Origin of the sequence: Adhaeribacter arboris (assembly GCF_003023845.1) — a bacterium.
Taxonomy (GTDB): domain Bacteria; phylum Bacteroidota; class Bacteroidia; order Cytophagales; family Hymenobacteraceae; genus Adhaeribacter; species Adhaeribacter arboris.
This window is the reverse complement of record NZ_PYFT01000001.1, coordinates 3,367,421-3,387,882: the sequence shown is the minus strand read 5'-3', so window position 1 is coordinate 3,387,882 and position 20,462 is coordinate 3,367,421. Positions and strand designations below refer to the sequence as shown.

The 20,462-nt window shown below is 41.2% G+C and carries 14 protein-coding genes, 2 tRNA genes and 3 rRNA genes; 17 read left to right on the top strand and 2 right to left on the bottom strand.

The annotated features are described in order from the left end of the window. The first annotated feature begins 5 nt into the window (after positions 1-5). The 17 genes from AHMF7605_RS14195 (at position 6) to AHMF7605_RS14110 (ending at position 17,843) form a co-directional block, all read left to right on the top strand. Positions 6-707, top strand: a complete 702-nt coding sequence (locus AHMF7605_RS14195) for an urease accessory protein UreH domain-containing protein (RefSeq protein ID WP_106930354.1) — start codon at positions 6-8, stop codon at positions 705-707. Positions 708-744: 37 nt separating this feature from the next. Beyond that, entirely contained in the window at positions 745-1,125 is a 381-nt protein-coding gene (locus tag AHMF7605_RS14190; RefSeq protein WP_106930352.1) for an SRPBCC domain-containing protein, read from the top strand. Positions 1,126-1,216: 91 nt separating this feature from the next. Continuing rightward, positions 1,217-1,987, top strand: coding sequence for an MBL fold metallo-hydrolase (locus AHMF7605_RS14185; protein WP_106930350.1), 771 nt, complete (start codon positions 1,217-1,219; stop codon positions 1,985-1,987). Between the two features lie 240 nt (positions 1,988-2,227). Next, positions 2,228-2,917 carry a tRNA (adenosine(37)-N6)-threonylcarbamoyltransferase complex dimerization subunit type 1 TsaB gene (tsaB, locus tag AHMF7605_RS14180; RefSeq protein ID WP_106933478.1) on the top strand — a complete coding sequence of 230 codons (690 nt, stop codon included), beginning with the start codon at positions 2,228-2,230 and terminating at the stop codon, positions 2,915-2,917. Between the two features lie 21 nt (positions 2,918-2,938). After that, positions 2,939-3,448, top strand: coding sequence for a DUF2480 family protein (locus AHMF7605_RS14175; protein WP_106930348.1), 510 nt, complete (start codon positions 2,939-2,941; stop codon positions 3,446-3,448). 1,037 nt (positions 3,449-4,485) lie between these two features. Then, positions 4,486-6,005: ribosomal RNA gene (locus AHMF7605_RS14165) — 16S ribosomal RNA — on the top strand. Between the two features lie 197 nt (positions 6,006-6,202). Then, a tRNA-Ile gene (locus AHMF7605_RS14160) sits at positions 6,203-6,276 on the top strand. An 80-nt stretch (positions 6,277-6,356) separates the two neighbouring features. Further along, positions 6,357-6,430, top strand: a tRNA-Ala gene (locus AHMF7605_RS14155). Positions 6,431-6,638: 208 nt separating this feature from the next. Further along, a 23S ribosomal RNA gene (locus AHMF7605_RS14150) occupies positions 6,639-9,528 on the top strand. A gap of 123 nt (positions 9,529-9,651) precedes the next feature. Next, positions 9,652-9,763: ribosomal RNA gene (gene rrf, locus AHMF7605_RS14145) — 5S ribosomal RNA — on the top strand. The 16S, 23S and 5S rRNA genes sit together here with 2 tRNA genes alongside, the layout of an rRNA operon. 193 nt (positions 9,764-9,956) lie before the next feature. Continuing rightward, positions 9,957-10,202, top strand: coding sequence for a hypothetical protein (locus AHMF7605_RS14140; protein WP_146153588.1), 246 nt, complete (start codon positions 9,957-9,959; stop codon positions 10,200-10,202). 1,100 nt (positions 10,203-11,302) lie between these two features. Beyond that, the gene (locus AHMF7605_RS14135) at positions 11,303-13,321 is read left to right on the top strand and encodes a BatA domain-containing protein (protein WP_106930342.1); all 2,019 of its coding nucleotides are present in this window, start codon (positions 11,303-11,305) and stop codon (positions 13,319-13,321) included. Between the two features lies 1 nt (position 13,322). Next, positions 13,323-14,612 (top strand): dihydroorotase, encoded by a 1,290-nt coding sequence (locus AHMF7605_RS14130; protein WP_106930340.1) that lies wholly within the window; start codon positions 13,323-13,325, stop codon positions 14,610-14,612. Positions 14,613-14,644: 32 nt separating this feature from the next. After that, positions 14,645-15,157, top strand: coding sequence for a DUF4199 domain-containing protein (locus tag AHMF7605_RS14125; protein ID WP_106930338.1), 513 nt, complete (start codon positions 14,645-14,647; stop codon positions 15,155-15,157). 25 nt (positions 15,158-15,182) lie between these two features. Continuing rightward, positions 15,183-15,719 (top strand): DUF4199 domain-containing protein, encoded by a 537-nt coding sequence (locus tag AHMF7605_RS14120; protein WP_106930336.1) that lies wholly within the window; start codon positions 15,183-15,185, stop codon positions 15,717-15,719. A gap of 8 nt (positions 15,720-15,727) precedes the next feature. After that, positions 15,728-16,714 (top strand): glycosyltransferase family 2 protein, encoded by a 987-nt coding sequence (locus AHMF7605_RS14115; RefSeq protein WP_106930334.1) that lies wholly within the window; start codon positions 15,728-15,730, stop codon positions 16,712-16,714. Beyond that, positions 16,707-17,843, top strand: a complete 1,137-nt coding sequence (locus AHMF7605_RS14110) for a glycosyltransferase (RefSeq protein ID WP_106930332.1) — start codon at positions 16,707-16,709, stop codon at positions 17,841-17,843. The genes AHMF7605_RS14115 and AHMF7605_RS14110 overlap by 8 nt, the downstream gene beginning before the upstream one ends. Here AHMF7605_RS14110 and AHMF7605_RS14105 read toward each other — a convergent pair. Both AHMF7605_RS14105 and purB read right to left on the bottom strand, forming a co-directional pair. Further along, on the bottom strand, positions 17,818-18,933 hold the full coding sequence (locus tag AHMF7605_RS14105) for a glycosyltransferase family 9 protein (protein WP_106930330.1): 1,116 nt from the start codon (positions 18,931-18,933) through the stop codon (positions 17,818-17,820). The two genes, AHMF7605_RS14110 and AHMF7605_RS14105, sit on opposite strands and share 26 nt — an antisense overlap. A 72-nt stretch (positions 18,934-19,005) precedes the next feature. Beyond that, positions 19,006-20,355 (bottom strand): adenylosuccinate lyase, encoded by a 1,350-nt coding sequence (purB, locus tag AHMF7605_RS14100; RefSeq protein WP_106930328.1) that lies wholly within the window; start codon positions 20,353-20,355, stop codon positions 19,006-19,008. Positions 20,356-20,462 lie beyond the last annotated feature (107 nt).

The window sequence follows — 20,462 nt, the reverse complement described above, 5'->3', positions numbered from 1 at the left end:
AGTTTATGAATGCAGATTTTCAACTATTGCTGGTTACGGCCGTTGCTATCAGCTTTATTCATACCATTACTGGTCCTGACCATTATGTACCATTTATTGCCTTATCAAAGGCTAGAAACTGGTCGGTACCTAAAACTATTTTTTGTACAATAGTTTGTGGACTAGGACACGTAGGCAGTTCCATTCTGTTAGGTTTAGTAGGTATTGGATTGGGTTGGTCTCTTTCTAAACTGAGCTGGCTGGAGCAAGTACGAGGTGGGTTAGCAGGTTGGGGTTTATTAACTTTCGGCATTATTTATACTCTTTGGGGAGTTCGACAAGCTTATCTTAACCGACCCCATAAACATTTTGATGCGTACGACGATGGTTCAGTTTACGTGTACGAACACTGTTCCGGCGAAATTGTATATCCGCAGGATAGAAAGAAAGTAACTCCCTGGGTATTATTTATTATTTTTATCTTAGGCCCCTGCGAACCATTGATTCCGTTACTTTCGTATCCGGCCGCACGAAATTCTACGGCTGGTATAATCTGGTTGGTGAGTATTTTTACTTTATTTACCTTAATAACTATGGTAGCCATGGTATTACTCGGTTGCTATGGAGTTACTTTCTTAAGTAGCGCTAAATTGGAAAAATATATTCACGCGCTTGGTGGTTTTGCCATACTATTTTGCGGAGCGGGTATGTTATTTTTAGGATGGTAATACCACTGATTAATGGTTAATTTTGTTTATTCAATTAATGAAAGATTTTAAAAAATACTACATTTTAGCGGCTCCTCCCGAAGAAGTTTATGCAGCCTTAACTAATCCGGCTACCTTGCAACTCTGGACTGGCGATAAAGCCGAGATGTCTACTGAGCCTGGTTCGGAATTTTCGTTATGGGACGGCAGTATTGTAGGTCGCAATCTATCTTTTGAAGCAGGCCGGAAAATTGAACAACAGTGGTATTTTGGGGAACAACCAGAACCATCTATTGTTACTATTAAGCTGCACCCTCATAAACAAGTAACCTCGGTAGAAGTAAGACATACCAATATTCCGGATGAAGATTATGCCGATATTACCGACGGTTGGGATACTAGTTATTTCGGAGCTTTGCAGGATTTTTATGAAGATTAAAATTTAAATCAGCTCCGTTTTCTTCTACTATTTTATTTTGTTTAATAATTGATTTACCGAATTAATCGGCAAAGCCATTTTTATAAGTTTTATGTCTTTATTTATTACCTCCTTAAACTCGGGAAGTAACGGTAACTGCTATTATGTTGGTAATGACCGGGATGCTATTTTAGTAGATGCGGGTATTTCTTGTCGCGAAACCGAGAAACGGATGTGTCGGCTAGGTCTGTCTATGAGTAAAGTGAGGGCAATTTTTATCTCTCACGAGCATTCGGATCATATCCGAGGTTTATCAGTTCTGGCCCGCAAATATCAATTGCCGGTTTTTATTACCCCCGCTACTCTCCGTCATTCCCGGTTAGATGCTGAGCAGCTGTTTACCATTCCTTTAATAGGTTATGAGCCTATTCTTATTGGCGAGCTTTTAATTACTGCTTTTCCCAAATCGCACGATGCTTCCGATCCGCATAGTTTTATTATTTCCTTTCATAATATCAAAGTAGGGGTATTTACCGACATAGGTTTTGCCTGCGAACACGTTATCCAACATTTCAAACAATGTCACGCTGTTTTTCTAGAAGCCAACTACGATGATGAACTGCTGGATAATGGTTATTATCCTTATTATTTAAAGAACAGGATTCGTAGCTCCAAAGGCCATCTTTCCAACAAACAGGCTTTAGATTTATTTACGGGATACAAATCGTCCTTTATGAGCCATGTGCTGTTATCCCACCTTTCTAAAAATAATAACTGTCCGGAGTTGGTAAAAGAATTATTTGATCGTAATGCTGATGGTACAGAAGTGATTGTGGCTTCTCGCTATGCTGAAACGGCGGTTTATACTATTGTTTCTTCCTAACGTGTACAAGCAAATGCTCAGGCTTGAGCCTTACTTATATAAAATCCTTCTATTTTCTTAAATGAGGGTCTTAAAATAAAAGAGAATTTTATACTAGATGATGAGGCTGCTTGAATAACTTCGATGAAGATAATGAAACGATAAAAAGTATAGACGTAAAGTGGAAGAGTATTGCTTTGTTTCCTGCGTTTAGCAGCTGTATCTTTGTACAAATTAACTTTTACGCAAATAAGTAACTTAATGGCACTTATTCTGGCGCTTGAAACATCTTCTGCAATTTGTTCCGTCGCTTTATATCAAAATCAGGAATTATTAGCACTCACTGAATTACAGTTAGAAAAATCGCATTCTTCCCATACTACAGTTATTATAAGTCAAATACTGGAAAACTGTAGCCTTACTCTTCAAGATTTATCAGCAGTTGCTGTTTCCGGAGGACCAGGTTCTTATACGGGTTTACGGATTGGCAGTGCTATTGCTAAAGGTTTGTGTTATTCGTTAGATATTCCTTTAATAGAAGTATCAACATTGTATGCCTTAGCTTATAGTTTAATACAAGTAATTCCAAATCCCGAGTATTATTTGTATTGCCCCATGCTAGATGCGCGAAGAATGGAAGTTTACTGTTGTTTACTTAACAGCGATTTGCAAGAACTACTTCCGGTTAGTCCGGTAATCTTAACTAATAAATCCTTTGAAGATTTTATCTCCCAAAATCCTGTAATTTTTCTCGGCAGTGGAGCTAGTAAGTTTCAAAAATTAATTGAGAATTCGCCACGTACTCTATTTCATGCAAATGTATCTCTATCTGCTAAACCTATTGGGGTATTAGCTTACAACAAATATAAAAACCACCAGTTTGAAGATGTTGCTTATTACGAACCATTTTACTTGAAAGAGGTTTATATTACTGCAAGTAATAAGAGTTAATAATCTATAATTAAGTAACTAATGGAAGGTATAATAAATAAAGTTGCCGAGAGTTCACTCTTAACTTTAAACTTAGAAGAATTTATTCACCCCGGCGAACGGGTAGTGTACGACATAAAAGAAAATCTTTTTATGGGTCTTATCTTAAAGGAAAAAGATTTTCGTGCATTTATTAAAGAGAATAATTGGTCAGTGTATACTGGAAAGAATGTAGCGATAATTAACTCAGCAGATGCTATAGTTCCTACCTGGGCTTATATGTTATTAGCTAGTAAATTAGAAAAGTTCGCTCACCGATATGTATTTGGCAATCTTGATAGTTTAGAACAAACATTATTTCAGGATGCTATCGCCAGAATAGATCCTGAAGAATATAAAAATGCTAAAGTAGTAATTAAGGGTTGTAGCAACCTACCCGTTCCAACCTATGCTTATGTAGAAGTAATGCGTAAATTATTACCTGTAACAAGCAGTGTTATGTACGGTGAACCATGTAGTACTGTTCCTATATATAAGAAGCCAAAAGATTAAGTACTTCGCGCAAGGAATAGGATATAACAAGGGAGAAGAAGGCATCAAAACAGAAAAATTTTCTTACAGGTTTTCAGGGGATTAGTGGATGGGGGAGGGGAAAAGGGGTTGTAGGATTAGGAAAAGTAAAAAGGGGGCGCGTATCTTTGGGCAGCGAAGCCGAAAAGGGGATTCAACGCCAAAGCTGCACCGGCTAAAAGCAGGGGAGGGAGGCGAACCAGAACACCGGGGAAGGCAGGGGGTCTTACCAGCCGCCAGCTAGGGCGGCAGAAAGAGAAAGGTAGAAAAAAAGTTGGGTTGCGGTTTGGAAAGTAAGCCCCCGAGCCGTACCTTTGTCTTCTGTTCCGGTAAAAAAGCCAGGCCAAGAAAAAAGGGGTAAAAAACTTATTCTTTTTTTGGAGAAGTAGAAAGTGCTTCTTACCTTTGCCTCCCCATTCGACAGTCGGTCGGAAGAAGCAAGACAAAGAAGAGTGGGCAGTAAGAACCAAAGCACTATTGAAAAAGGTTGTGAATAGGCCTTAGGCGCTCAAGAAAAAGGTAAAAATATTTTGCTTTACATTTGGAAAGAAGGAAAAGGATTCAGACCTTTGTGCTCCCAAATCGATAACAGGTCGAAGGGAAAAAGAGAGTGCAAAAAGAGTAGGGGTGGGAACGAATAACCTTAGCAAGTAGTTTAGGTTTAGTGTTCGGCCAGCAAGGAGGAGCGAAAAAAGATTAAAAAATATTTTGCTTTAGATTTGGAAAGAAGAAAAGAGATTTCGACCTTTGTGCTCCCAAATAAAAAGAAGCTACTTTAACCGAGAATTAAGCTAAATAAAACAAGTAAAACATCTTCCGGGTATTAATTTGCCAGAAGGTGCTAGCGTTAACCAGAAAGTGGTTAACAGAAGTTCTTTGAATGAGTGAGAATAGAGAATAGCAAACCGCATAAGTGCTTAATCTCTTCTTCAATAGGAGAGAGGGTCTTATGTTAAAAGAAAGAGCAGGCAACCATCCAGCGAGACAAATTGAGTAGCGATACTCTACAATTATATTCTACAATGGAGAGTTTGATCCTGGCTCAGGATGAACGCTAGCGGCAGGCCTAATACATGCAAGTCGAACGGGTCTAGGTAGCAATACCTAGATTAGTGGCGCACGGGTGCGTAACGCGTATGCAACCTACCTTTTATTGGGGGATAGCCCGAAGAAATTCGGATTAATACCGCATAACACTGTTTGAGGGCATCTGAAGACAGTTAAAGCTACGGCGATAAAAGATGGGCATGCGTGTCATTAGCTAGTTGGTGAGGTAACGGCTCACCAAGGCAACGATGACTAGGGGTTCTGAGAGGATGATCCCCCACACTGGTACTGAGATACGGACCAGACTCCTACGGGAGGCAGCAGTAGGGAATATTGGGCAATGGCCGCAAGGCTGACCCAGCCATGCCGCGTGCCGGATGAAGGCCTTCTGGGTTGTAAACGGCTTTTACCAGGGAAGAAAATACCTTTGCGAAGGGAACTGACGGTACCTGGTGAATAAGCACCGGCTAACTCCGTGCCAGCAGCCGCGGTAATACGGAGGGTGCAAGCGTTGTCCGGATTTATTGGGTTTAAAGGGTGCGTAGGCGGCCAAGTAAGTCCGTGGTGAAAGCCAACAGCTCAACTGTTGAACTGCCATGGATACTGCTAGGCTTGAGTACAGACGAGGTAGGCGGAATGGATAGTGTAGCGGTGAAATGCATAGATACTATCCAGAACACCGATTGCGAAGGCAGCTTACTAGACTGTAACTGACGCTGAGGCACGAAAGCGTGGGGAGCGAACAGGATTAGATACCCTGGTAGTCCACGCCGTAAACGATGATAACTCGATGTTGGCGATACACGGCCAGCGTCTTAGCGAAAGCGTTAAGTTATCCACCTGGGGAGTACGCCCGCAAGGGTGAAACTCAAAGGAATTGACGGGGGCCCGCACAAGCGGTGGAGCATGTGGTTTAATTCGATGATACGCGAGGAACCTTACCTAGGCTAGAATGCGCGTGACTGCTTCAGAGATGAGGCTTCCCTTCGGGGCACAAAGCAAGGTGCTGCATGGCTGTCGTCAGCTCGTGCCGTGAGGTGTTGGGTTAAGTCCCGCAACGAGCGCAACCCCTATCTTTAGTTGCCAGCACATCATGGTGGGGACTCTAGAGAGACTGCCTGCGCAAGCAGTGAGGAAGGTGGGGACGACGTCAAGTCATCATGGCCCTTACGCCTAGGGCTACACACGTGCTACAATGGGCGGTACAGAGGGTCGCTACTTAGTAATAAGATGCCAATCTCAAAAAACCGTTCTCAGTTCGGATTGAGGTCTGCAACTCGACCTCATGAAGCTGGAATCGCTAGTAATCGCGTATCAGCAATGACGCGGTGAATACGTTCCCGGGCCTTGTACACACCGCCCGTCAAGCCATGGAAGTCAGGGAGACCTGAAGACGGTAACCAATGAGGAGCCGTTTAGGGTAAAACTGGTAACTGGGGCTAAGTCGTAACAAGGTAGCCGTACCGGAAGGTGCGGCTGGATCACCTCCTTTCTGGAGCTGATGGTTACCTCTTGATTAGGTTTACTATTCTCTATCCCTTATTCAAAAAGTATTTCTACTAACAACAGGTTAGTAGGTAAAAGTAAGAAGTGGCAGTAATGCCGCGTGTAAGCGAAGCGAGCAGCAGAGGAAACAGAGCAGGACTAAACGCAAAGAAAGCCGGAGCTTGCAACTCAACGAAAAGAAGAGGGCTTGTAGCTCAGGTGGTTAGAGCGCTACACTGATAATGTAGAGGTCCCTGGTTCGAGTCCAGGCAGGCCCACACTTAGAAGTTACAGATTGCCGGTTAGAGGTGTCCAGTTGCAAAACGTTTACCTTATACCTGAAAACTTAACTTAAAAAGGGGGATTAGCTCAGCTGGCTAGAGCGCCTGCTTTGCACGCAGGAGGTCAACGGTTCGACTCCGTTATTCTCCACACTTAATTGAAATGATTATACCTAGTAAGGACAATAGGTCTTTACTTCTTAATTTAAGAAACAGTTTAAAGGCAGCTAGAAGCGAGTATCCAGTGATTGGTAACTTGCAACCTGTAACTTATAACCTGCAGCTTAAAGTAAAGTTCTTTGACATAATGGCAAGAGAAAAACTAGAGTAGACTAGATACGAGTAAAGAGTAAATTTTTTAGAAAGTTACTAAGGGCGTATGGGGGATGCCTAGGCTCTCAAAGGCGAGGAAAGACGTGATAAGCTGCGATAAGCTCGGGGGATTGGCACATACGAAGTGATCCCGAGATTTCTGAATGGGGCAACCCGGCTAGTTGAAGACTAGTCACACTGCAAAGTGAGCAAACCCGGAGAACTGAAACATCTAAGTACCCGGAGGAAGAGAAAATAATAATGATTCCGTAAGTAGTGGCGAGCGAACACGGAAGAGCCCAAACCATAGTTGTTACGGCAACTACGGGGTTGTAGGACCACGAGATGGGACTAAAAAAGGAAGCTAAATTACCTGGAAAGGTAAGCCAGAGAGGGTGATAGCCCCGTCAGCGTAAGCTTTTTAGCCCTAGTGGGATCCTGAGTAGGGCGGGACCAGAGAAATCCCGTCTGAATCCACCGGTACCATCCGGTAAGGCTAAATACTTTTGAGAGACCGATAGTGAACCAGTACCGTGAGGGAAAGGTGAAAAGAACCTTGAATAAAGGAGTGAAATAGAACCTGAAACCATACGCTTACAAGCGGTCAGAGGTCTTTTGTGGACTGATGGCGTGCCTTTTGCATAATGAGCCTACGAGTTACTCCTCTCTGGCAAGGTTAAGATTGTAGACAATCGGAGCCGCAGCGAAAGCGAGTCTGAATAGGGCGCATAGTCAGAGGGGGTAGACGCGAAACTTTGTGATCTACCCTTGACCAGGTTGAAGTGTGGGTAACACCACATGGAGGACCGAACCAGTTTCCGTTGAAAAGGATTTGGATGAGTTGAGGGTAGGGGTGAAAGGCCAATCAAACTGAGAAATAGCTCGTACTCCCCGAAATGTTTTTAGGAACAGCGTCGTGGTTAGAGTTTTATAGAGGTAGAGCTACCGATTGGACTAGGGGGAGTCACATCCTACCGAATCCAGACGAACTCCGAATGCTATAAAATATACACGGCAGTGAGGCGTGGGGTGCTAAGGTCCCACGCCGAGAGGGAAACAACCCAGACCATCAGCTAAGGTCCCTAAATCTATACTAAGTTGAACAAAGGAGGTCCAGTTGCTTTAACAGCCAGGATGTTGGCTTGGAAGCAGCCATTCATTTAAAGAGTGCGTAACAGCTCACTGGTCGAGCGACAGGGCATCGATAATAATCGGGCATCAAGTATAGTACCGAAGCTATGGATAGAAGTAATTCTGTGGTAGGGGAGCATTCTCATCGGCGAAGAAGGTGCCTGGTAATGGGTGCTGGAGCGATGAGAAAAGCAAATGTAGGCATAAGTAACGATAATGCAGGTGAGAAACCTGCACGCCGTAAGACTAAGGTTTCCTGAACAACGCTAATCGGTTCAGGGTTAGTCGGGTCCTAAGGCAACACCGAAAGGTTAAGTCGATGGACAACGGGTTAATATTCCCGTACTAGCTTCATAGAGTGATGTGGTGACGGAGGAGTGAAAGGTCTGCGTACTGACGGAATAGTACGTTGAAGGCCGTAGGTATTGGTTTGGTAGGTAAATCCGCCGAATTAGCTGAAAGCTGATAGTACGCCAACCCTTCGGGGGCGGCGATATGACCCTAATCCGACTTCCAAGAAAACCCGCTAAGCGTTTACTATGAAGCTACCCGTACCGTAAACCGACACAGGTAGTCGAGGAGAGCATCCTCAGGCGCTCGAGTGAATCACGGCCAAGGAACTCGGCAAAATGGCCCTGTAACTTCGGGAGAAGGGGCGCTTCCTTGCAGCAATGCAAGAAGCCGCAGTGAAAAGGCCCAGGCGACTGTTTAACAAAAACACATGGCTTTGCGAAATCGAAAGATGAAGTATAAGGCCTGACACCTGCCCGGTGCTGGAAGGTTAAGAGGGGGGGTTAGCCGCAAGGCGAAGCTCTGAATCGAAGCCCCAGTAAACGGCGGCCGTAACTATAACGGTCCTAAGGTAGCGAAATTCCTTGTCGGGTAAGTTCCGACCTGCACGAATGGTGTAACGATCTGGGCGCTGTCTCAGCCGTGAGCTCGGTGAAATTGTAGTCTCGGTGAAGATGCCGAGTACCCGCAACGGGACGGAAAGACCCCGTGCACCTTTACTATAGCTTAACATTGACTCTGGATAATTCATGTGTAGGATAGGTGGGAGTCTAAGAAGCGGTGTCGCTAGGCATCGTGGAGACAACGTTGAAATACCACCCTTGAATTATTTGGAGCCTAATCTCGAAAGGGAAACAGTGTTTGGTGGGTAGTTTGACTGGGGTGGTCGCCTCCAAAAGAGTAACGGAGGCTTTCAAAGGTACCCTCAGCACGCTTGGTAACCGTGCGTAGAGTGCAATAGCAGAAGGGTGCTTGACTGTGAGGCCGACAAGCCGAGCAGGTACGAAAGTAGGATATAGTGATCCGGTGGTTCCGCATGGAAGGGCCATCGCTCAAAGGATAAAAGGTACGCCGGGGATAACAGGCTGATCTCCCCCAAGAGCTCATATCGACGGGGAGGTTTGGCACCTCGATGTCGGCTCGTCACGTCCTGGGGCTGGAGAAGGTCCCAAGGGTTCGGCTGTTCGCCGATTAAAGTGGCACGCGAGCTGGGTTCAGAACGTCGTGAGACAGTTCGGTCCCTATCTGTTGTGGGCGTAAGAAATTTGCGAGGACCTGACCTTAGTACGAGAGGACCGGGTTGGACAAGCCTCTAGTGCACCGGTTGTGGCGCCAGCTGCAGCGCCGGGTAGCTACGCTTGGATGAGATAAGCGCTGAAAGCATCTAAGTGCGAAACTCACCTCAAGATGAGATTTCTTTGAAGGGTCGTGAAAGATGATCACGTTGATAGGCGGCAGGTGTAGAGGTAGAAATACCACAGCTGAGCCGTACTAATTACCCGTAAACTTTCTGAAAACAAATTTACTTTACGTCTAAGCTTACGACTAGCATTTTCTCTTGCCCAATTATGTTACAGTAACTTTAAAGATATTGGAACTACTTCAGTAGTCCCGCTCGGGAAAGCCGAGCAGTAAGATAATGGTGGTTATAGCGCGGGTGTTCACCTCTTCCCTTTCCGAACAGAGAAGTTAAGCCCCGTAGCGCCAATGGTACTGCAATCACATGCGGGAGAGTAGGTAACCGCCAACCCCTTTTTACCCAGCCCTTCCCTCAAGAAGGGCTTTTTTGCTTTTGTTTACTTCCATGTAACAACTTAACCGCTTTGCTATTCTATCCCCTGTTCTGGCAAGATTATCGAACTACTCTTGCTAAATACTCCATCTAATTCGAAATATTCTAATTATACTACTTAGTAAGAAGAACATGAAGCTGTTGTTGAGGTATGGGGAGAGTAAAAAAGCTAGAAATCCAGGAGAGTGCCACCGAGTTGCTAAAGTGGATGCGAGCCGAAAACCGCTCCTTGGGGCAAGCCTGGTGGCAGGCCTTGTACGCTCCCCAGGTCAACACGCTCTTCTTCGAAGTCTTCTTGCAAGAGTTTGCGGTGGATAAGATGATCTTTTTAGATAAAGCGGGCCAAGCAGTAGCAGGGGCCGGAGAAGATCCGGTTGGTGTACCTGCCTTCTGCTAATCCGGAGCTTAAACCCGCTAGAAAGGTTCTGGCGCGACAGGAAAGATGGCTTTTCACAACTTTAAAGAGGAACCCGAAGCGGGGCTGACTAATACCATAAACGCCTACGCTAAAGAACAAGTTGCGTCTCTTACCGCCTATAAGTACATTATTAATGCTGTCAATTATACTAAAGCTACTAGGGAAATACCTTACTACTATTCGGTATAATATGAACATTTAATTTGCTTGCTTAGCAAAAATAGATGAAAGAACAGCTCGTAAGTACGATGTTAATTTTAAGAGTTAGGCTCGATAGATGATTTAAAACGGAAGATTAAATTCAGGAGCCGAGTCAATGGGTATTGGCAAAACCTACTCTATTGTCAACGGAACCATCAGTAAGGGAAAGCAATAGAAGGAAAAGAAAATGTATAACCGATCTGCAAACCTTACTCTAACAATTAAAGATTTAAGAGACAGATACACTTATATTGTGCTGGCAAAATGTAATCTTCTGTATCTGGCAGTCTGGATAACTAATCCCCCCACTGAATAGTTGACTGACAATCGTAACTAGGATAGCTAATTTAGAAAATCGTACCAGGATCGCTCCTTTAAGAAAGAATTAATTAGCCACTCCGCCCGGCAAACAATACAATGGTAATTTTTCCGAAAATTAATGACAAATAAGAAGCCTATACAGAATAGCCAAGCGGATAATGCGGATGATAAGCTTTTATGGAGCCAGAGTATTAGTTACTTTAAAGCTTAACTAATGCAGGAGGGAATAAAGGCCCAAAATAAATTTATGTTAGTATATTAAAATGCATCACAAACTAATAAAAAGGACTTCCTATTTAAAACATTTAAGTTCCGTTAAATATGAATAGTTGTATTCTAACCATTAAGAGAATTAACCCTCCGACTTTTTCAACATGCCTCAAAAAACTTCGTTATAAACTAAAAAAGAATGTGCTATGATAAACTAGTAGAAGGTTAAGTAATAATTGTAAGAAGAAATTTTTTTAAATTGTAAGTTATTATAAGGTAGTTATAAATATCCTTATCACATATAAATATCCTTATTACATATTTGTTCATATTTAAAATAATAAGTGATGAGTTTTCTGTTTCCTAATTTTTTATATGGTTTTTTCGCAATCAGTATACCTATTATTATACATTTAGTTCAGTTAAGAAGAGCTAAACGCGTATTCTTTACTAATCTAACTTTTATCAAAGAGGTAAAAAATATTACTGCTAGTCATAGAAAATTAAAGCAATGGCTTATTTTATTAGCGCGCATCTTATTTATAGCTTCATTAGTTTTATTGTTTAGCCAACCTTATCAATCAAACGGAAATAAAATTAGCTTATCTACCAACCGAGCTAAAGTGTTTGTTGATAATTCATCGAGTATGCAGAACGAAGCTAAAGTTGGGAATAATTCTTTATTACAGACAGCCCTGGACCAAGCAAACGATCTAACTAAATTTTTTAATATTAATACTTCCTTTCAATTAAGTACAAATACTAAACTATCTTATATAGATTTAAATAAATCAAATTATCTAAAACAAATTGGGTTAGTTAAAGAGTCGGTAAATTCGCGTTCGTTACTTTCTATATTTTCCTGGTTTAATCAAGAAGAAGACAGAAAACCCTTTAAAGGATTTATCTTCTCTGATTTCCAAAAATCAGTTTTCAAACCTAACTCCTTCCAATTAGCCGATAATACAAATGAATATTATTTGGTTCCGGTCCAAAGCTTGAATGAAGATAATTTATTTATTGATACCGTATATAGCGAAGACGTATTTATTAGGCAGAACGAAGAAAATACTCTGCAAGTAAGAATACGCAATGTGGGTAATACAGAAAGAAAAGGTTGTCAGGTTAAATTTTTTATTGATAATAAACAAGTTTCAGCTTTAAGTTTGGATGTACCACCGGCTCGTACAGTACCTTTTACTTTAAATTATCGATTAAGTAATAATAAAATCGCGAATTGTAGAATAGTTATTGAAGATTTTCCGGTAACCTTTGACGATACTTACTACTTCAATTTAAAACCTTCCGAAAGTATAAAGATCCTAGAAATAAATGCGAGTAGCTTAATTGGAAATAACCTATTTACGAACGAAAATATTTTTCAGTATGGAACATCATCTATAAACAGCATTAACTATAAACAAATAAGCCAGGCTGATTTAATTATTCTGAATAGCATTAAAGAAATAGATGCACCTTTGGCGGACAACTTGCGAGCTTTCGTTCAGGATGGTGGGAATGTACTTATTATACCCGCGGATAAACTTGATTATAGTTCTTACCAAAGCTTACTGGCTAAATTACAGCTAAGCAATGTACAGCTAGTACAAAATCAACAAGGGATAAGCAAGAGCTTACTCGCTTATCCGGAGATCCGCAGTCCTTTTTTTCAGAATATATTTAGTGAGCAAAATCGCAATACTATTTTGCCCCAAGCTACCAGGCTTTGGCACTGGAACCGGTCAGGCAGCGATATTTTATCGTTTAAAGAAGGAGGAAGCTTTTTATCTTCTTTTAGAATTGGTAGTGGACAAGTGTATATGTTTGCTTCTCCTTTAACAGATGCCTATTCTGATTTTCAGAATCATGCGCTTTTTGTGCCGGTAATGTATAAAATAGCTATGCTTAGTTCCCGTCAGCAGCAACCTTTAGCTTACTCCATGAGTAACCGGATTCTGTCAGTGCCTTTAAAGCAAAATATGTCGGCTGACCAAATAGTACAACTACGCAAGGATAGTATTTCTTTTATTCCGGAGCAACAGGTTCGCAAAAATGAGTTAGTTTTAGGGGTGCCAGTAGAAGCGAACGAAGCCGGATTTTATGAATTAACCCAAAAGGATACAGTTTTAACTAAATTAGCTTTTAATTTTGATAAACGGGAATCCTATTTAAAACAGTTTACCGTTCAAGAACTTCAAAATTTTACTGCCGGACAGAAAAATATTCATGTTGTAAATGCTGCAAGTGAACTAGACTTAAAAAAAGAATTCACCACCGAAAATTTAGGCATACCTCTATGGAAATATTGTCTAATATTGTGTCTGGTTTTTATGTTCACCGAAGTTTTACTAATCCGATATTTTTAACATGCAGGTATTACTGAAATCAATTAAAGTAATTGCTCCCGCTTCAAAATTTCACCAGAATACTACCGATATATTAATTGAAGATGGCAAAATAACTGCCATTGGGCAAAATTTGCCAACGCCTGATTCCCAAACAAAAATAATTGCTCAAACCGGATTACACGTTTCAACGGGGTGGTTAGATATGAATGCCTGGATAGGTGATCCAGGATTTGAACACAAGGAAGATTTACAAAGCGCCGCTTTAGCGGCAGTTAAGGGTGGCTTTACCGAGGTTGTTTGCTTACCTAATGTGGAGCCCGTATACCAAACCAAAAATTCAGTTGGTTATATTCAGAATCGCTCGCAACTATTACCGGTAAGTTTTTATCCTTTAGGAGCAATTACTATAAATGCTCAAGGAAAGGAACTTACGGAAATGATTGATCTGCATGTTGCCGGAGCTATTGCCTTTTCGGATGGTTTACAGCCTGTGCAGCAGGCGGATGTTTTAGTAAAAGCTTTGCAATACGTGCAGTATTTTAATGGGCTTATTATACAGAAACCGGAAAATAGCAGCCTTACGCAACACGGTTTAATGCACGAGGGCATTATGAGTACCCAATTAGGTTTAAAAGGTATACCCGCTCTGGCCGAAGAAGTAATTATTTCCCGGGATATAAAACTGCTTCGGTATACTGGCGGGCGTTTGCACTTTACTTTAATTTCTTCGGCAGAAGCAGTAGAAATCATCCGGGAGGCTAAACGGGAAGGGTTGGCTGTTACTTGTGATATGGCTGCTTTTCAGACAGCCTTTATCGATGAGGAGTTATTACCATTTGATACTAATTATAAAGTAAATCCACCTTTTCGGTCTCACCAAGATAGAGAGGCTTTATTGCAGGGGCTAACCGATGGTACAATCGACGCCATCGTTTCGGCGCATCGACCGCAAGATACTGAATCTAAAAATCTGGAGTTTGATTTGGCCGAATTTGGAATTGCAAGTTTAGAAACAGCATTTGCCGTAGCCAATACTTACTTAAGTCCGGTAATTGGTTTAGACCAGGTAATTTCAAAACTGGCTTATACGCCACGTACTATTCTCAGAAAAGAAATTCCAGATATTGAAGTCGGTGAAATAGCTAATTTAACTTTATTTAACCCTAATCAGGCCTGGATACCTACTGAAGCTAACACGGCGTCTAAAAGCAAGAATACCCCTTTTTTAGGTCGTACCTTACAGGGCCAAGTTTACGGTATTATCCATAAAAACCAACTAGTGCTAAATCCCGATTATTCTTCCTTATAATAAAAATTAGTGCTCAGAATTTACTTGCAAAAATGTTAGATCAAGCAGCTATAAAAACAGCTTTACGATTTGGTGTATTAGCGGCAGGAGCTAGCTTTTTAGTAATCCTAGTAGTTTATTTATCAGGAAGTAACCCATACGGGCAAAAAGCCTTTTATGCTTTATTCATCCTGCCGGTATTTTTATTTACGGGCACTGCTTATTTTAAAAGAAAATTTGATCCTGAATTACGATTTTTCAAAGGTTTGAAATTGGGTTGGCTAACCTCCTTAATAGCAGCTGTTACCTTTGGCATATTTATTTATATATTTTCTTTGATAATTGGTTCTGAAGCGATTCGAGGGCATATTCAGGAAATGAAGACTATGATGGAGCAGAATAAAAGTCAGTTTCTTAGTCTGCCCAACGGCAAGCAAGTGTACGATTTAAATTATACCAAGCTCAACCAAATCACCATTACCTCTCTAGTTTTAGATAATTTTCTAAAAATGTTACTGATCGGTTTTTTATTCTCCTTGGTATCTGCTACATTTTACCGAAAATAAGGCATTTAAACTACTGTATACTATTATGGAAAATTATTCTACCACATCGGTGAGTCCTTCTAAAAATGCTATTGCTCTACGTTACGGAGTAATCTTCGGGATTATATCTATTGTTTATTCACTTATTTTAAACATAACCGATCTGGCTTTTACCAATCAAGCCTTAAGCTGGTTTTCATTTCTTATTTTAATAGCGGCAATTGTGCTGGCCATGCGAGAATTTAAACGCCAGAATAACAATTACATGTCGTATGGTCAAGGCTTAGGAATAGGTACCCTCGTGACTGCAGTGTCTAGTGCCTTAGGAGGAATATTTACCTACATCTATGTGAAATTTATTGATACTGGCTTTATTGATAAAATGCGGGAGATGCAAGTGTCTGAATTAGAAAAAAAAGGCATGAACGATGACCAAATAGACCAAGCAGTTGCCATGTCCGATAAAATGATGACTCCTGAAATGATAGTAGTGTTTGCTATTTTAGCAGGCTTATTTTTTGGATTTTTATTATCGTTAATTATTTCGGCTTTGATAAAACGTACTCGGCCGGAATTTGAATAAAAATTTTAATGCAGCAACCCGATTTAGATATATCGGTAGTGATACCGCTTCTGGACGAAGCAGAATCCTTACCGGAACTTACCCAATGGATTAGCCGTGTGATGCTTTCGCACGGCTATTCTTATGAGCTAATTTTAGTAGACGACGGTAGTACGGATAATTCATGGGCGGTTATTCAAGATCTTTCTGCTCTAAACCCAGCTATCAGAGCCATTCGGTTTAATCGGAACTATGGTAAATCGGCGGCTTTACATGTGGGTTTTAAAGAAACGCGTGGTAAAGTTGTCATTACCATGGATGCCGATTTACAGGATAGCCCGGATGAAATACCCGAATTATACCGGATGGTTACGGAACAAGGATATGATCTGGTTTCGGGATGGAAGAAAAAGCGCTTCGATCCTTTATCTAAAACTATTCCGACGAAGTTGTTTAACGGTGTAACCCGTAAAATCTCGCGTATTCCTCTGCACGATTTTAACTGTGGCCTAAAAGCTTACGATCAACGGGTAGTAAAAAGTATTGATGTTTACGGCGAAATGCACCGTTATATTCCGGTAATTGCTAAGTGGAATGGCTTTAAAAAAATAGGAGAAAAAGTAGTACAGCATCGCGAACGGAAATACGGTATTACTAAATTTGGCTTAGAACGTTTCGTGTACGGCTTTCTCGATTTGCTATCGATTACGTTTGTTTCTAAGTTTAAAAAACGGCCCATGCACTTTTTTGGAACTATGGGTACTTTATCTTTTTTCATCGGTTTTTTTATTACCATGTGGCTGATAGGTGATAAAATATACAACTCGTTTTACCTGCACCAGCGCTCCCGCGATGTAGTAGCTCAGCCTTTATTTTTCCTTGCTTTAGTGGCTCTTATTATTGGGGTACAATTATTTCTAGCGGGTTTCCTGGCCGAAATGATTTCGCTTACGGGAAGCCGTAAAAACGAATACCTTATTCGCGATCAGATTGGATTAAAGCCAACGCATGTCTAAAATAGTAATTATTGGGCCGGCTCATCCGTTGCGGGGTGGGTTAGCTACTTATAATGAACGGTTAACTAGGGCTTTTCAGCAATCCGGTGATGAAGTAGAAATTGTTACTTTTAGTTTACAGTATCCCAGTTTTCTTTTCCCGGGTAAAACCCAATATTCCGATGAAGTTCCTCCCGCTGATTTAAAGATTAAAGCACTTATAAATTCCATTAATCCCATCTCGTGGGTAAAAACAGGTAATTATGTACGTCATCAAAAGCCAGATATTCTGATTTTTCGGTTTTGGTTACCTTTTATGGGACCCGCACTAGGCACTATTGCCCGGTTGGTCGCTCTAAATAAATACACTAAGATTTTAGCTATTACCGATAATATTATTCCGCACGAAAAGCGGCCCGGCGACTTGCCCTTTACTAAATATTTTTTGCAAGCATGCCAAGGCTTTGTAACTATGTCGAAAGCGGTACTGGACGATTTAAAAAAAATGCAGCCTGCCAAAATAAAAGCATACCATCCACATCCCTTGTACGATAATTTTGGTGAACTTCTTGAAAAATCAGAAGCGCAGCGTTTCTTGAATTTAAACCTAGATTACCACTATATTTTATTTTTCGGCTTTATTCGGGCTTATAAAGGACTGGATTTATTATTAGAAGCCTTTGCCAACGAAAAGCTAAGCCAACATAAAAATTTAAAACTGATTATTGCCGGCGAATTTTACGAAAGCTCCGAACCGTATAATCAATTGATTCAGCAATATCAATTAGAAGATAGAATTATCCGCGCGACCGATTTTATTCCGAATAACCTGGTTCGATATTATTTTGGTGCCTCAGATTTAGTAGTTCAGCCATACAAACACGCTACGCAGAGTGGCGTTTCGCAGATTGCCTATTATTTCAATAAGCCTATGTTAGTAACCAATGTAGGGGGATTGGCCGAACTGGTTCCAAATGGTAAAGCCGGGTATGTTACTCCCGTTGATTCAGAAGCTATTGCTGCTGCTATTCTAGACTTCTATGAAAATAAACGTGAGGCCTTTTTTACTGAACAGGTAAGTGAATTAAAAAAACAGTTTTCCTGGGAAAGTATGGTGCAAACGCTTAAACAAGTGGCGGCACAGGTGTAACATCTGTTTGAAGCGTATCTTTCACTGCTTGCCAAACTTTTGCGGCCGGTAAATCTTCCATGCACGAGGTTCCAAATTTACAGGTACCCCGGTAAAAACAAACACAATCTTTATCGGGTTGGATTATCACGCCTCGCCCGTATAATTCAAATTCGTGTGCGTTAAAGATGTTATTTAGCAAAACCATTTTCTTGCGTAAGGCAATAGCAATGTGCATGGCCATGGTTACCTGCGTTACAATTACATCCATCTGGTACATTAAATTAATAAATTGCTCTAACTTAAAATAACCTAAGTAAGTAGCGTTGGAAGCTTCGCTGAGTCGTTTGTTGCGGGTATCTTCCTGTTCGCCGCCTAGCAAAACCACTGTAAAGTTTTCCTGTTGGAGCAAATAAATCAATTCCAACCATTTTTCATCTGACCATAACCGGGTTGTCCAGCGGTCACCGCAACCGGTATTTAAACCAATTAGAGGCTTGTTCCGGTCGAAGCGCCAGGTAGAACCTTTGTCCTCGTGGGTATCAAAAATGTATTCTTCGTAGTTAAACTGCCACCCACATAATTCAAAAATTTCTTCAACGTACGACTTTTTATTCTCCAGACTTACCTGGTCGAAAACACCCGTTAAATATTTATGATTAGCTAACTTATTAGTGGGATAAGCTACGCCGTTTTTTAAAGTATAGCCAAATTTTTGTTTTGCCTGAATGGTATCGTGTAAGGCGCAAGCTTCTTTGTCTTTATCTAAATTAAATAAAATATCAAAATGGGTGTTTTGCAGGTATAAAATGGCCGCTAAGTCAAACTTCAGAATTTCTTCTATTTCGTTTTTAGGAAGAATGGCTGGCGTATGGGTAAGCCAGGTTATTTTAGCCTGCGGGTAAGTAGCCCGTATTTTCCGGAGCAAGGGGGTAGTGCGAATAACATCACCAATAGCGCCTAATTTAATTATAAGAATGCGCGTTTGAATAGGGGTATAAACTGGGCAATCGCCGCATATATAACCGGATTCCTTATTGGGTTTACACGGCACATCGCCCCGGAAATAAATGCAATCGGTATTAACTTTTACGCCATTTAAAACAGACATGCTGCTTAGTTAGTGGTTGAAAAATAAAAATTAGAAAGTAATGCTCATAGGAGTAGGCCCTTAACAAGCAGGTTAAAACAGAATACCCGTATAGTTAAACGGAGTGATGGCTTTTAATTCTGTTTTTACAGCTTCGTTTACCTCCAAGGTATCGATAAAACAACTAATGGTTTGAGCGGTAATTTTTTCCTTTACTCGGGTAAGCGCCTTTAATGCCTCGTAAGGTTGCGGATAGCCTTCGCGACGCAATATTGTTTGAATACCTTCGGCTACTACGGCCCAGTTTTCTTCTAAATCTTGCTGCAATGCCAATTCGTTCAGTTCTAATTTACCTATTCCTTTTTGTAAAGACTTTAAAGCAATAATCGTGTGAGCCAGGGGCACACCCAAATTGCGCAATACGGTAGAATCGGTTAAATCGCGTTGTAAGCGGCTGATGGGTAATTTAGCCGCCAAAAACTCTAATAGCGCGTTAGCTATGCCAAAATTACCTTCGGCGTTTTCAAAATCTATCGGGTTTACCTTGTGCGGCATAGCCGAAGAACCTACTTCGCCCACCTTAATTTTCTGTTTAAAATAGCCTACCGAAATATATTGCCAAACGTCCCGGGAAAAATCAATCAAAATGGTGCTTAAGCGCTTAACGGCGTCGAAAAAAGCGGCTAAATTATCGTAATGTTCAATCTGGGTGGTGTATTGGCTGCGGCTTAATCCTAATGTTTCGTTTACAAAGGTGTTCGCAAAAGTAAGCCAGTCTATTTGCGGATACGCTACAAAATGAGCGTTAAAGTTGCCGGTAGCGCCGCCAAATTTGGCCGAATAAGGAATGGATTTTAACTGCGCTAATTGAACTTGCAACCGTTCCGCGAAAACTTGTATTTCTTTGCCCAATCGGGTTGGCGAGGCGGGTTGTCCGTGCGTGCGAGCTAATAAGGAAACATTTTTCCAGGTATCCGCCATTTGCTGCAATGCCTCCACAATTTGATTTAAAGCCGGCAAAAGATGCGTCTCAGCTGCTTCTTTTAACGAAAGCGGAATAGCCGTATTATTAATATCCTGTGACGTTAAGCCAAAATGAATAAATTCTTTGTAGTTTCCTAAGCCGAGTTGATCGAAATGATTTTTAATAAAATATTCTACAGCTTTTACATCGTGGTTCGTCGTTTTTTCTATTTCTTTAATTGCAGCGGCATCCTCTACCGAAAAGTTTTGGTATACTTGGCGTAAACCGGTAAATACCTGATTGTTTACGGCCGACAATTGAGGTAAAGGTAATTCGCATAATGCAATAAAATACTCTATCTCAATTTGGACCCGGTATTTTATTAACCCAAATTCAGAAAAAAAAGGTGCCAATTCGGCAGTTTGTCGCCGGTAGCGTCCATCAATTGGGGAAAGAGCAGTAAGCGATTGCAATTTCATGTTTTCGTATTTTTGTCAAAGATACGCACGATAATTTAAATAAACGTGGCTGTAAAGCTGCAAAAGATGCTAAAATTAAAGAAATGGCGTTACTTTTGTGGGCTGGT